This is a genomic window from Flavobacterium sp. (assembly GCF_040402955.1).
GTDB lineage: Bacteria > Bacteroidota > Bacteroidia > Flavobacteriales > Flavobacteriaceae > Flavobacterium.
Window position 1 is genome coordinate 1 of record NZ_JBBALQ010000015.1, and the last position, 14,215, is coordinate 14,215.

General features: G+C 31.3%; 11 protein-coding genes. 6 read left to right on the top strand and 5 right to left on the bottom strand.

What is annotated here, in order from left to right; all coding sequences use genetic code 11:
- The 6 genes from ABWP78_RS07175 to ABWP78_RS07200 all read left to right on the top strand — a co-directional run.
- A partial coding sequence (locus ABWP78_RS07175; RefSeq protein WP_353170144.1) for a 2-oxo acid dehydrogenase subunit E2 occupies positions 1 to 155 on the top strand: 155 nt, incomplete at its 5' end.
- 181 nt (positions 156 to 336) lie between these two features.
- On the top strand, positions 337 to 663 hold the full coding sequence (locus tag ABWP78_RS07180) for a helix-turn-helix domain-containing protein (RefSeq protein ID WP_353170096.1): 327 nt from the start codon (positions 337 to 339) through the stop codon (positions 661 to 663).
- Positions 660 to 1,670, top strand: a complete 1,011-nt coding sequence (locus tag ABWP78_RS07185; protein WP_353170098.1) for a DNA cytosine methyltransferase — start codon at positions 660 to 662, stop codon at positions 1,668 to 1,670. Before ABWP78_RS07180 ends, ABWP78_RS07185 begins: the two co-directional genes overlap by 4 nt.
- Positions 1,651 to 2,703 (top strand): DNA adenine methylase, encoded by a 1,053-nt coding sequence (locus tag ABWP78_RS07190; RefSeq protein WP_353170099.1) that lies wholly within the window; start codon positions 1,651 to 1,653, stop codon positions 2,701 to 2,703. Before ABWP78_RS07185 ends, ABWP78_RS07190 begins: the two co-directional genes overlap by 20 nt.
- 61 nt (positions 2,704 to 2,764) lie before the next feature.
- On the top strand, positions 2,765 to 3,757 hold the full coding sequence (locus ABWP78_RS07195) for an HNH endonuclease (protein ID WP_353170101.1): 993 nt from the start codon (positions 2,765 to 2,767) through the stop codon (positions 3,755 to 3,757).
- A 31-nt stretch (positions 3,758 to 3,788) separates the two neighbouring features.
- Complete coding sequence (locus ABWP78_RS07200) at positions 3,789 to 5,045, top strand: TCR/Tet family MFS transporter (RefSeq protein ID WP_353170103.1); 1,257 nt, start codon at positions 3,789 to 3,791, stop codon at positions 5,043 to 5,045.
- Between the two features lie 154 nt (positions 5,046 to 5,199).
- On the opposite strand, the gene ABWP78_RS07205 is transcribed toward ABWP78_RS07200, so the two are convergent.
- The 5 genes from ABWP78_RS07205 to ABWP78_RS07225 all read right to left on the bottom strand — a co-directional run bounded on the left by ABWP78_RS07205 (position 5,200) and on the right by ABWP78_RS07225 (position 14,215).
- The gene (locus tag ABWP78_RS07205; RefSeq protein ID WP_353170105.1) at positions 5,200 to 7,707 is read right to left on the bottom strand and encodes a T9SS type A sorting domain-containing protein; all 2,508 of its coding nucleotides are present in this window, start codon (positions 7,705 to 7,707) and stop codon (positions 5,200 to 5,202) included.
- Positions 7,708 to 7,897: 190 nt separating this feature from the next.
- Positions 7,898 to 9,304 carry an alpha-amylase family glycosyl hydrolase gene (locus tag ABWP78_RS07210; RefSeq protein ID WP_353170106.1) on the bottom strand — a complete coding sequence of 469 codons (1,407 nt, stop codon included), beginning with the start codon at positions 9,302 to 9,304 and terminating at the stop codon, positions 7,898 to 7,900.
- A 2-nt stretch (positions 9,305 to 9,306) separates the two neighbouring features.
- A complete protein-coding gene (locus ABWP78_RS07215; RefSeq protein ID WP_353170107.1) occupies positions 9,307 to 10,233 on the bottom strand; it encodes an alpha/beta hydrolase in 927 nt (308 codons plus the stop codon).
- Between the two features lie 7 nt (positions 10,234 to 10,240).
- Positions 10,241 to 12,079: a glycoside hydrolase family 13 protein gene (locus ABWP78_RS07220; protein WP_353170109.1), complete on the bottom strand. Its 1,839-nt coding sequence runs from the start codon at positions 12,077 to 12,079 to the stop codon at positions 10,241 to 10,243.
- Between the two features lie 24 nt (positions 12,080 to 12,103).
- A complete protein-coding gene (locus ABWP78_RS07225) occupies positions 12,104 to 14,215 on the bottom strand; it encodes a glycoside hydrolase family 97 protein (protein ID WP_353170111.1) in 2,112 nt (703 codons plus the stop codon).

The following is a 14,215-nucleotide window of genomic DNA, read 5'->3' on the forward strand; positions in this document are numbered from 1 at the left end:
AAATTCACCCAATGATGTATGTGGCTTTATCTTATGACCACAGAATTATTGACGGAAGAGAATCTGTTGGATTCTTAGTAGCGGTTAAAGAAGCATTAGAAAACCCAATGGAGTTATTGATGGATAACAATCCTAAAAAAGCGTTGGAGTTATAAAATTAAACCTAACAGGTTTTTCAAACCTGTTAGGTTTGCCAATATATGAAATCTCAAATTCAATAGAGTTTGGGATTTTTTGTTGTTAACATCAATTGAATATTTTTTATTTATAAATAATAAAATCAATTTTTTATTTATAAATTTGTCAAAACCTGACAAGTCTATAAATAAAAGTCACATGAAAGAAAGTTTTGGTAGTTTTATAAAAAAGTTACGTGTTGAAAATAATTTGACACTAACGCAGCTTGCAGCTAAATTAGATTTGGATTCTGCAAATTTGAGTAAAATTGAAAATGGCAAACGAGATTTTGATGAAAAAAGATTAGTATTATTATCTGATACTTTCAAAATCGAAATTGACGAATTAAAAAAAGAATATTTTAGCGATTTCATTGCTCGAAAAATATATGATTCTAATTGTTCAGAAGAAATATTACTTGTAGCAGAAGAAAAAGTAAAATATCTACGTTCAATAAATACTAAACAAATAAATTTAGATTTATGAGAAACGAAATAAATTACATTGACCTTTTTTCAGGTGCTGGAGGAATGTCATTAGGTTTTGACCAAGTTGGTTTTAATAATATTTTTTCAATAGATATTGAGCCAAGATTTTGCGAAACTTATAAAACAAATTTCCCAAAACATAATCTTATCCAAAAAGACATTTCCAAACTTTCCAATGAAGAAATAAAGTCATTAATTGGAAAACAAATTATTGATGTAATAATTGGCGGGCCACCTTGCCAAGGTTTCAGTATGGCTGGAAATATCGGAAGAAAATTTATTGATGATTCAAGAAATCAATTATTTAGAGAATTTGCTAGAATAGTTGAAATAGTTCAACCTAGTTATTTTGTTATGGAAAATGTTGCTAGACTTTTCACACACAATAAAGGAGAAACAAAAAAAGAAATTACTGAGCTTTTTAAAAAAATGAGTTATCACGTCGATTGCAAAGTTGTAAATACAGCAGATTTTGGAATTCCTCAAGTTAGAAATAGAATTTTATTTATTGGAAATAGAATTTCCAATAATATTATTTTTCCAACAAAAACAATTGATAAACCGATTTCAATTAAAGAAGCTATTGACAAACTTCCTAAACTTAAATCTGGAGAAAAATCAAAAATTCCTAATCATATTTCTATGAATCATTCAGAACAAATGCTTGAAAAAATGAAATATGTTTCAGATGGCGGAAATAGGTACGAAATTCCGGAATTAATAAGACCAAAAAGTGGTGATGTTCGAAAATATATAAGATACAAGAGCACAGAACCTGCGGTTTGTGTAACTGGTGATATGAGAAAAATATTTCATTATTCTCAAAACCGAGCATTGACAGTTAGAGAATTAGCAACGCTGCAAACTTTTCCGTTAGATTTTATATTTAAAGGTTCTACAATTTCTCAGCAACAACAAGTTGGAAATTCAGTTCCTCCAATTTTAGCAAAGGAAATTGCATTAACAATTAAAAAAATGATGAAAAATGATGAACAAATTTCCTAAAATAAATTTCATTGGCAATAAAGAAAAAATTGCTAAATGGATTACAGATTATTTTCCAAAAGATGCCGAAAGTGTTTTTGATGCTTTTTCAGGGGGAAGTTCTGTAAGTTATCAGTCTAAAACGAAAGGATTAAAAGTAATTTCTAATGATATTTTAGAAATAAACTATTTACTTTCTAAAGCTTTAATTGAAAATAATTCAACTAAACTTTCTTATAAAGATGTAGAATTAATATTTTCGGGGGAACCTAAAGAAGGATTTATGTTCAATCAATATTCAGAAGTTTATTTTTTTCCAAATGAATGTAAAGAACTTGATTTATATAGAGAAAACATTGAAAAATTAGATTCAGAGTATAAAAAAGCTTTAGCTTTAATTTTAATGCGACGTGCAATGATTCGAAAAATGCCTTATTCTCGTTTTAATATCAATTGGGAAAAAATTGTACAATTAAGAGATGAAGTATATAGTTATGAAAAGTATAAAAGAAAAAGAGCTTATCATAATCAATCATTTAAATCGCATTTTATTGAAAACGTAAGTGAATACAACAGAGCAATTTTTGATAACCTTAAAGAGAATTTATCAATAAATGATGATGTTTTTAATGCACTTGATTCTGTTGAAGCTGATATAATTTATTTAGATCCTCCATACACAGGAACAATGAATAATTATTTTGGCTTTTATGGTATGTTAGATGAGTATATTGTTGGGGAAAAATTACAACCATTTGAAAATAATTTTATTGATAAAAAAACTTCAATTGAATTATTCGATAAACTATTTTCAAAATTAAACAATTTCAAATATTGGTATTTAAGCTATAATAACTCATCATATCCAACTAAAGAGCAACTTATGGAACTTTTAGAAAAATATTCAAATAATGTCAAATTAGTTGAAAAGCCACACGTATATAAAATTACAGGAAAAGAGAACAAAAAAGTAAATATGGAATATTTATTTATTGTAGAAAACACAAATATAACATCAAAACAAGAACTTTCATATGAACGAGCAGAATTATGAGGAATATTGAAGCCTAACAAATGCTTTTACTGATTATAATGGAGATAAATTTTTAACTACATTGAAAATTTGTATTGATTTTATAAATGAATTTAAAAGCGAAGTGTATAGCCCTGAAAAATATACAAGATTGCAATTAAGAATTCAAGAAGTTATTGGAATTGAATTAATTTCAATTAGAAAAGCTATAAATCAATTAGTTAAAATGGGATTTATTAATTCATTTTTAGCTTCTTATCAAAAAGAATCTGTAGAATATTTAAATGCAAGAACCAATCGTAAACGAAATACTATTCTATCAAAAATTGTATATTCCTATTCAAGTTTTAACAAATCAATTAATGAGGACTCTAAATTGCATCAGTTAAATTTTTTAATTAATACTTTAGTTGAGGTTGGTAAATTATCAAAAGAAGACATTATTGCTTTAATGTTAGTTGATATAGATCATATAAAAAAAGGTTATTTAACTAAAATTGAATTAAACCATTATGTTATAATTGCTAATCAAATAAATTTCATAGAAAGGAAATACAATCAAATTGGATATTTAACAAACCTATTACGAAAACTTGATGATATTGTTTTTGTAAGCAACGAACTATATTTTACTGAAGATGCTAAACAAATTTTTGGAGAAAATCTTGAAATAACAACAAGAAAACGAAATCCATATTTGCATTTAATATATAAAAATCAACTTAAAGAAGAAAGCTTTTCTATATATGAAGATGAAAAATGTATGGTTGAACAATTATCTTATCCAACTTTAATCGCGAGTCATATAAAACCATTCATAAAATCAAACGAAGATGAAGCTTATGATCCAAATAATGGAATATTATTGAGTAGAAACATTGATTCGTTATTTGATTTAGGTTATATAACATTTAGAGATAATGGAGAAATCATTTTCGCAACTCACTTGAAACAAGATGTAAAAGATTTTATTACAAATTATTCATTAGATAATAGATTCATAAATGCAAAAAGATTAGAATATTTGGAATACCATAGAAATGAAGTCTTTGAGAAAAGATACAAATACGCATAGGGTTTGAATTTATAAAACTGACAATAAAAACATGAAGAAAACAGAGAAAAAAGCAGCAATCGGTTTTATATTTTTAACCTTAGTAATTGACATTACGGGTTGGGGAATTATTATTCCAGTAATCCCAAAATTGATTCAAGAATTAATTAACGGCGATTTAAGTGAAGCTTCAAAAATTGGAGGTTGGTTGCTATTTGCTTATGCTTTTACACAATTTTTATTGTCGCCGCTTATTGGGAATTTAAGTGATAAATATGGGCGACGTCCCATTATTTTATTTTCACTTTTAGGTTTTTCATTGGATTATTTGTTTTTAGCCTTTGCGCCAACCATAACTTTTTTATTTATCGGACGAATTATTGCAGGAATAACTGGTGCAAGCATTACAACAGCAACCGCTTACATTGCCGATATTAGCACCCCAGAAAACCGAGCTAAAAACTTCGGAATGATTGGTGCTGCTTTCGGAATTGGCTTTATCATTGGACCAGTAATTGGTGGGTTACTAGGGCAATTTGGTGCAAGAGTTCCGTTTTATGCCGCAGCTGTTTTGTGTTTCATTAACTTTTTATATGGTTATTTTGTATTACCAGAATCGTTACCCAAAGAAAACAGAAGAGAATTAGATTGGTCAAAAGCAAATCCAATTCGTGCCATCATAAATTTAAAAAAATATCCCAAAATATTTGGCTTGTTTATTTCCATCACGCTTGTTTATATTGGTTCGCACGCCGTGCATAGCAATTGGAGTTACTTTACTATGTATCAATTTAAATGGGACGAAAAAATGGTTGGGATTTCATTAGGAATCATTGGCTTACTTGTTGGAATTGTACAAGGTGGTTTAATCCGATGGATCAATCCAAAAATCGGAAACGAAAAAAGCATTATTTACGGCTTAGTGTTATATACTTTAGGGATGTTTTTATTTGCCATCGCTACAGAAAGTTGGATGATGTTTGCCTTTTTAATTCCGTATTGTTTAGGCGGAATTTCTGGTCCTGCTTTGCAATCTGTAATTACGGAAAATGTTCCCGCTAATGAACAAGGCGAAATTCAAGGCACGTTAACTAGTTTGATGAGTGTGACATCAATTATTGGTCCGCCATTAATGAGTAATGTGTTTTATAGTTTTACTAATAAAAATGCAGTTGTTCATTTTCCTGGAGCACCTTTTGTTTTGGGAGGTATCTTAATGTTATTTAGTGTGATTATTGCTTTTTATTCTTTTAAAAAACAACGTTTAATTGCTACCTCAAATACAAATACTGATTTGGATAATCAATAATTATTTATGCTTGTTAGTTAACATTTTTATGGTTCTTGTTCTTAAAATTGTATTTGTATGATGTTCGTAAAAACAGAAATAATTATCTTTCATTAATTCGTGTTGCCGAACTTATGAAAACTTAAAGTTGCTTTTAATTTTTATGTAATTAGTTTTAATTTTTTACAATTTTCTTTACCACGCTTTTTGTGTCTGCGGATAATTTTATGAAATAAACTCCCTTTGCAACATTGGATAAATCAATTTGAATTTCGCCATCTAAATTGTCAAAATCTTTTTTTGAAAATAATATTTTTCCTGAAATATCTATTACTTCTAAATTTTGAAGTTGAATGTCGCCAATTTTTATATTGAAAATATCAGTTGATGGATTCGGATAAATTACAAAATTATTCTTTTCAAATTCTGCAGATGCAAGTATTGTTGGCAATGAAGAACGCCACACACCACGACCATAAGTAGCTGCGGTAATGTTGTTATCAACATAGTTGATTTCTAAGTCTGTTACTTTAACATTTGGTAAACCCGTTTCAAATGGCGACCAAGACGCCGCTATATCATCGTAATAATAAACACCTAAAGTTGTCCCCAAATATAAAGAATTGACTGCATTATTCTGATGTGCAATACAAGTTCTTGAAATTGATGGCATCCCCGATGTAGTTATTGCTGAAAAAGTAATGCCGCCATTTAAAGACCTCATAACTTGAGATGAAGTAGTGTAGTAAACAATATTGCTGTTAGTTGAATGAACCGTTAAGCCAACAATATTTGAAGTACTTGTATGCACCAATGAAAAAGTTAAACCTTCATCTTCACTTTTATATAATTGTGAATTATTTGCGATATAAATAGTATTGTTGTTTGATGGATCAATAGCAATTAATTCAACATCAGTAGCTCCTAAAGTATCTGGTGTTGAGTTTTGCAAAGCCCAGTCATTGTTAACTAATTTATAGAAATTTTTATATGCTGCATAAACTTCTCCTGAATTATTTAAAGCAAGTGGTGTTACCCATTTTCCGCCATTATCATTTGGCCCCGTTTCATCAACTGGTGCGCCACAAACGCCACCGCCTGAGGCACCGCCATTTGTTGATCTGTAAAATGATTGTCCGTATTGAATAAAACCATAGGATAAGTTTGAATTAGTTGGGTCTATCCCTACATCCATTCCATCAGCTCCATAAAAATTTTGCCACCTGATACCGTTAAATACATGTCCTCCATTATCTTGCAATCCAGAAATAATTTTGTCTGAGTTTTGATTTGATACAGCTATTTTGTAGGGTTGACCAATTTGCATGGATTTTGTTAAATCGGTAAAATTTGTACCGCCATTTGAAGTTACATAAATACCTCCATCGCTACCACAATATAATTTGTTTCCATAGAATCTTAAAAAATGTATGTCGGCATGAGAATATGATGCTGAAAATGGTGCACTCCAGCTATTAACTTGTGTCATAGTAACTCCGCCATTAACCGATTTCCAAATATTTAAAAAACCAGTGTAAATTTCGTTGGCATTAGTTGGCGAAGCAGTTATCGCCATATCATACCAAGCTTGTGTACTAGCAATTTGAGTTTGTGTTGTGTTAACGGCTGTAAAAGTTGCTCCTTGATCTGTTGATTTGTATATTCCTTGAAGAATATTGCTCGAAGTTACACTTAATGCATAAACAATATTTGCATCGGCGGCAGTTACGGCAATTGCCATTCTACCAGATGTTGCGGGTAACCCAACTCCAACTTGAGTAAAATTAGCTCCAGAATCAACTGATCTGTAAAAAAGTGTGGCTGTGGTTGCGTATATTGTTGTAGGGTCGTTAGGTACTATCTTTAAATCTCGGGTTCCACTAACATTTAATGTTTTTGTCCAATTTGTTCCGGCATCTGTGGTTCTAAAAACACCATTATTGGTAGCGCACCATAATATGCTTGAATTGGTTGGATGTATATAAATTTCTGGACATGCGCTTCCTGTTAAAGCTTTTGTTAAGCCTGTTAAAGTCCAAGTTAATCCACCATTTATGGACTTCCAAATCCCTTCACTTGATGTATTACCTCCGTCCCTATCTCCAGTTGCTATAAATATAATATTTGGATTGTTATAATCAACAGCAATAGAATTCACTCCAATTTGCGGTAAATCATCAGATAATGGCACGAAGATTGTACCGCCATCTATAGATTTCCAAATGCCGCCAGCTGGCATACCAACATAGATGATACTGGGATTTGATGGATCGACTGTAATACAACTTACTCTGCCTTGCCCTGAAGACCACGAACCAGTATTTATATAAGATTGTGTTCCGTGTATTGGCGTCCAATTACTTGTAACGGCAACAGTTTGAGCATTTCGTTGTTGCTTTTTTTGATTGAAAGCCAACATTAAATCGTCATAATTTTCTAGCGTTCCGTCTTCTTTTATTTGATTTTCTATGTTTGTGTACCAACGCATAAAAGGTTTGTGCCCACTTCCCTTAATATTTGGATCGTGAGTTTGCCAATATTCGTCAAAACTAGACTTCATTTCTGCCAAAGTAGCTGTTCCGTTTTTTTCGCCAAGAGCTTGCATCCAAGGGGCATCTGGATTGTATTGAGCGGATAATTTGATTGATATAATTAACAATAATGATAACAATGATTTTTTCATAGTTTTATTTTTAATTACTGTATTTTCATCAACTGCTAGTTTATAAAACACGAACCTTTTAAAATACTTTACAAATATAATAAAATTTTATTGTTATAAGATTGAAATTGAGTTTGTTATAAAATAATTTTACCTATTCAAAAATGCAGTATTCATATAGAGAATTGGTAGTATATAATTAAGAAATATTTTAATTCGTTAAAATTAAATATTGCCAAGCTTTTAGTCCAATTGGCGCATCGGATCTAAATTGTATTTTATAACCCGACATATAATCGGTAAAATCGCCTTTTAATTGAATTTTTGTTTCAATAGTTTGATTCGATAAATTGGCAATATAAATGATTTTTTTACCATCTTTTTCACGTTCAAACGCTAAAATTTTTGTGTCGTCATTTGTTGAAATTCGCTTATAAGACGCTGGATTTTTTCCTCCATTTAAAGCTGAATTTTCATTTTTTAATTGGCCTAATTTTGCTCTTAATTCCCATTCCTTTCCTTTTGATTTTGGAATTGAATCTTTCTCGAAAAACTTTAAACTGTGTTTCAATCCATATTCATTACCACTATATACTAAAGGCATTCCTGGCATAACATACGTTAAAGCTGTCATGGCTTCTTCAGCAGTACCTAAACGAGATTGAATGGTTCCATTCCAAGAATTTTCATCATGATTGTCAACAAAATTCATTAAAATATCATCTGAAGCATATTTTTTTGCATCGTCAATTATTAATTTATCCCAATTTTCAACTGTGTTTTTGCCTTGAGCAATTCTATTTATCGTGTTGTGAGCTTCCCATCCGTATGCCATGTCAAACAAATTATCTTTCAATAATTCTGGTTCCCAGGCTTCTGCTAACATAAAGATATTTTTTACAGCACGTAATTCTGGAATGGTTTTTTGCCAAAAATCAGTAGGAACATTTCCGGCTACATCGCATCTAAAACCATCAATACCTTCTTTTTGAAGCCAATATTTCATGTCAGCATTCATTTCTTTTCTTAGGTTTTGATTGTCATAATTTAAATCCGCAACGTCTGTCCAGCCCCAAGTTTTTCCTGTTTCTGGATTGATTGGATCGATAATTTCCCCTTTTTCATTTTTTGTGTAATATTCTGGATGTTCTTTAATCCAAACATGATCCCAACCGGTGTGATTTGGTACCCAATCTAAAATCACATATATACCATTTTCATGTGCGGTTTTTACTAAATTTCTAAAATCTTCAAGCGTTCCAAATTCTGGATTCACTTTCTTAAAATCAGAAACGGCATAATAACTTCCTAAGTATTTATGTTGTTCCGCAGCTGGCATTTCTGAAGCAAATTTACTGTTATCGCCACCAGTTGCTTTTCTTTTCGTTTGCGAAATAGGAAAAATTGGCATAATCCATATGACTTTTACACCTAATTGTTTCAAATTCGGAATGTCTTTTGTAAAGGCATTAAATGATCCTTCAGGTGAATATTGTCGAATATTCACTTCGTAAATTACGGCATTTTCTAATTTATCACTTGTTAAATCAGTTGCTTTTTGGGCGTAACTATTTGTAAAACTTAAGGCAACTAATGCCAATACTATTAATTTTTTCATAACTATTTAAATAAAAATTGTAAAGGTATTTCTAAACGTTTGTTCCAAGATTTTTCAGTATGATCGGCATTTTCAAATTTTAAATTTTTAGAATTTGATGCATCAAATCCTTTAGCTTTTAATATATCATTGACGTCTTTTTCATGTCTTACATATTCCGCATCTAAGGTTTTTGTGCCGAAATCAAAATAAATTTTATGTGTTTTTGGATTGGGTAATTTAGCCATTAAATACTTGAAAAAAGCGTTTGAAATAGGATTGTTTTCTACATTTTTTAGACCAATCCAATGTGTCGATAAACAAGCAGCTTTCCCGAAAACATCTGGATATTCGCAAAGGGCATACATTGAAATTAATCCACCCATACTGGATCCCATAATTGTGGTGTTTTCTTTGTCGGTATACACTGAAAAATGAGAATCTATAAATGGTTTTACTTCGGAAACTAAAAACTTTAAATAGCTATCTGATGAAATTTGTGTCAAATCTAAATTGATTTTTTTAGCTTCATCTATTACGAATTTTTTATCTGTATCACTTAAAAAATCAAATGCTTTCTGTGGAAAATAATTTAAATGTCGAATGGTTGGAATGTTCCAAACAGCAACTACAATTACTTCTTTAATTGCTTTCTTTTGGGTTAATGAGTCTATTTTTTCATCTACGCCCCATTCTTGTTTGTTCCAAGTGGTTTTTCCGTCAAAAAGCATTTGTCCATCGTGCATATATAACACTTGGTATTTTTTAGTTTCTGAATATGTTTTTGGCAACCAAACATCAACCGTTCTGGAAACTACATATTTTGATGGAAAGTTTTCAATACGTTTTATTTGTCCTACAAAATCGTTATTATTTTGCAAATCACTGATTTTTATATTTTCTTGAGAAAAACACATACAACTAAACGCTATTAAAAACCAAAATTTCATTTGAATCTTATTTTTTTAATTCTAAAATTAAACTCGATTTTCCTTCAATAGAAAGTTCTGATTTTAAATCGAAATTCGCATCCGAAATAATGTCTTTTCCACTTGAATAGGAAGCCAAACTTTCTTTGAATCTATCTAATTTTAAAGTTTGTTTGTCTTTGCTATTATTTACGACAACCATTACACTTTCAGTATCGTTGTAACGAAAATAAACATACACGTTGTTATCTGGCAGATAATGCATTAATTTACCGTTATGGATTACAGATTTCGATTTTCTCCAATTGAAAACTTTAGCGGTAAAATCAAAATATTTTGCTTGTTCAGCTGTTCTTCCCGAAGCCGTAAAAGCATTGTTTTTATCCGAAGCCCAACCACCAGGAAAATCCTGACGAATGTCTGCATCCCCTTTGCCTTTATCGCCCGCCATACCAATTTCTGAACCATAATACAATTGAGGAATACCTCGCATCGTAGCTAAAATAGTTATGGCCATTTTATACTTACTTAAATCATTTTTATAGTTCTGATTGAAACGGTTGGTATCATGATTTTCTGCAAAAATTAATAAATTATTTGGGTTATCATAAAGAAAATCGTTTACAAAATTTTCATAAAACTTAATCATTCCATCATTCCAATTTGGATTGTCTTCGTTAAATACATTTCCAAAAACATCGTGCATGGTAAAATCCATTACACTTGGCAAATACGAATTATAGCTTTGAATTTTAGCAATTGGACTGTCTTTTTGCCAATACGAAATTTGTGCTTGATCGTGCATCCAAACTTCTCCAACAATATTAAAATAAGGATATTCGTCGGTAATGGCTTTTGTCCATTTTGCAATGCCTGCTTTATCGTTATATGAATATGTATCTACTCTAAATCCATCTAAATCGGCATATTCAATCCACCAAATCGCGTTTTGAGTTAGATAATTTAATACTAATGGATTCGATTGATTCAAATCGGGCATACTTGGCACAAACCAGCCATCCATACAAAGTTTTGCATCTGTTGCAGAAGCGTTTGTGTCGTATTGTGTGGTCATTCGGTAGTTACTTTGTTTGTAACCAGGAAATTGATGAAACCAATCGTATGTTGGCATGTCTTTAAACATCCAATGTTCAGCACCCCAATGATTCGTCACATAATCTTTAACTAACTTCATGTTTCTCTTTTTCATTTCTGAAGAAAGGCGCACATATTCTTCATTTGTTCCATAACGTGCATCAATTTTATACACATCTGATTGCCCATACGTGTGATACGAATAGCCTTTGTCGTTATCTTCACACAAAGGCGTGCTCCAAAGTGCTGTTACACCAAGCGATTGCAAATAATCTAAATTATTTATAATACCTTGAATGTCTCCGCCATGACGCCCTCCCGGATTATTTCTGTTGGCTTTTTCTTGTAAATTTGAATCCGAATCATTTTTTTCGTTTCCATTGGCAAATCGATCAGGCATAATTAAATACATCATATCCGACGAGTCAAAACTTTTACGATTACGCGAATTTTCCTTTCTTTTTTTAATCGAATACGATTGATTAAATGATTTTTTACCATTTTTAAACGTAAAGATCAACTCTTGCGCCGACGCATTTTTCAAATCGATAGATACGAAAACGTAATTTGGATTCTCTGTTTTTTGAACCTGAGTAATAACTACGCCGTTTGAAACCGTTACGGTATTTTGAGCGATGTTTTTACCATAAAACATAATTTGAACCTGATTGTTTGTCATGTTCTCGTACCAAAAAGGCGGTTCTACTTTATCAATTTGTCCAAAAGAAAAATTGAATAGTAAAATAGGCAATAAGAAAAGTATTTTTTTCATAATCTAGTTTTTAATGTTCTGAATTTATTTAACCTCAACAATACTAATTCCGTAACCACCACCTGGAGCAGTTGTTAGTTGTAGTTTTGATTTGTATGTTACTTTTTGTTTCGTGATTTTATACGCTTGTGGATTTGTTTTATAATGTGCATCGGTAGCATCTGCATAAATTGTAGCTTCGTATTTTTTACCTTTTTCTAAAAAGTCTAATGAAATAGTTGACGTTCTAGCGTTTATTCCGTTCACGTTTCCTACAAACCAATTATTTGAGTTTTTATCTTTTCTTGCAGTTGTGATGTAATAACCTGGTTCTGCTTCTACGTACTTTGAAGTTGCCCATTCCACTGGAACATCTTTAATAAATTGAAAGGCATCTAAAAATCGGTTATAATTTTCTGGCAAGTCGGCAGCCATTTGAAGTGGACTATACATAACCACATACAACCCTAATTGATTGGCAATAGTAGTATTTACATGCGAGTTATTTCCTGGATTTAATTTTGCAATATCCATTTCAAAAATTCCTGGGGTGTAATCCATTGGACCGCCCATTAATCTTGTAAATGGTAAAACAGTAGTATGATTGGCTTTAGAACCTCCAAATGCTTGAAATTCCGTTCCACGTGCTGCTTCGTTTCCAATTAAGTTTGGATACGTTCTGCAAATACCTGTTGGACGAACGGCTTCATGTGCGTTCACCATAATTTCATAATCTACCGCTTTTTCAATACAATATTGGTAATGATTTAAGATAGATTGACTATAATGGTGCTCACCTAAAGGCAAAATATTTCCAACATAACCACTTTTTACAGCGTTGTATCCATTGTCTTTCATAAATTGATACGCTACATCTAAATGGCGTTCGTAATTTCTTGTAGCTCCAGACGTTTCGTGATGCATAATCATTTTAATTCCTTTTGATTTGGCATATTCGTGAATTCCTTTTACATCAAAATCTGGATACGCCGAAATAAAATCAAAAACATAATCTTTTTCATGACCAAACCAGTCTTCCCAACCTTCGTTCCAGCCTTCTACTAAAACGGCATCAAAACCATGTAATGCTGCAAAATCGATATATTCTTTTACGTGTTTGGTATTTGCCGCGTGTTTGGCACTTTGTTTTACTTTAGTGTAATCTGTTACACCAAGTTGAATAGAAGGCAAATCTTCTGTATATGCCCAAGAGCTTTTACCGGTAATCATTTCCCACCAAACGCCAACATATTTTACAGGTTTAATCCAAGTGGTGTTTTCAATTTTACAAGGTTCGTTTAAGTTTAATGTCATTCTTGATGCTAAAACTTCTCTGGCATCATTACTTACGATAATGGTTCGCCAAGGCGAAACACTTGGTGCTTGAATATGACCTTTGTTCCCTTTTGCATCTGGCGTTAAGTGCGATTGAAATACGAAGTTTTTATCGTCTAAATTCAAATGCATACACGAATAATTAATTAGAGCCGCTTCGTGAATGTTAATATACAATCCATCCGCTGTTTTCATCATTAAAGACGTTTGTACGCCTGTATCAGAAAACTGTTTTTGTGAAGCATTTTCTGAAACTGCACCTCTAAATAAACTTCTAATTTCAGATAATTTACTCTCCGTGTAATCGTATTCTTGTGTATCGTAATCCCCTGGAATCCAAAATGCGGTATGATTTCCAGTCATAGCGAATTCGGTTCTTTCTTCTTTAATTACGAAATAAATTAAGTTTTTTTGCTGCGGAAATTCGTATCGAAAACCTAAACCTTCATTGAACAAACGAAAACGAACAATGATTTCTCTGTCGGTTTCATTTTGTTTTAATGTAACGGCTAATTCGTTGTAATGATTTTGAATTTGCGTTTCTTCACCCCAAACTGTTTTCCAAGTTTCGTTGAACGTGCTTTCTTTGGTATCCATCACTTTAAAATCATTTACTAACGACTTTTTATCCTTTTGTAATTCTAAACCTAATTTACTTTTTTTAATTACTTCTTTGTTTTTAAAAAAAAGCTGATACATAGGTGTACCATCATTTCCAAGTGAAAACGACATTTTAAAATTACCATTTGGCGATTGAAATTCTTGGGCAGAAGCCCCAAAAATAGCTGTTAAAACAAGGATAAACGATACAATTTTTTTCAT

Coding starts and splice junctions, on each gene's coding strand:
- ABWP78_RS07220 (WP_353170109.1), bottom strand. CDS start 12,079: ATGAAAAAAATACTTTTCTTATTGCCTATTTTACTATTCAATTTTTCT.
- ABWP78_RS07185 (WP_353170098.1), top strand. CDS start 660: ATGAGAAACGAAATAAATTACATTGACCTTTTTTCAGGTGCTGGAGGA.
- ABWP78_RS07210 (WP_353170106.1), bottom strand. CDS start 9,304: ATGAAAAAATTAATAGTATTGGCATTAGTTGCCTTAAGTTTTACAAAT.
- ABWP78_RS07225 (WP_353170111.1), bottom strand. CDS start 14,215: ATGAAAAAAATTGTATCGTTTATCCTTGTTTTAACAGCTATTTTTGGG.
- ABWP78_RS07215 (WP_353170107.1), bottom strand. CDS start 10,233: ATGAAATTTTGGTTTTTAATAGCGTTTAGTTGTATGTGTTTTTCTCAA.
- ABWP78_RS07190 (WP_353170099.1), top strand. CDS start 1,651: ATGATGAACAAATTTCCTAAAATAAATTTCATTGGCAATAAAGAAAAA.
- ABWP78_RS07205 (WP_353170105.1), bottom strand. CDS start 7,707: ATGAAAAAATCATTGTTATCATTATTGTTAATTATATCAATCAAATTA.
- ABWP78_RS07200 (WP_353170103.1), top strand. CDS start 3,789: ATGAAGAAAACAGAGAAAAAAGCAGCAATCGGTTTTATATTTTTAACC.
- ABWP78_RS07180 (WP_353170096.1), top strand. CDS start 337: ATGAAAGAAAGTTTTGGTAGTTTTATAAAAAAGTTACGTGTTGAAAAT.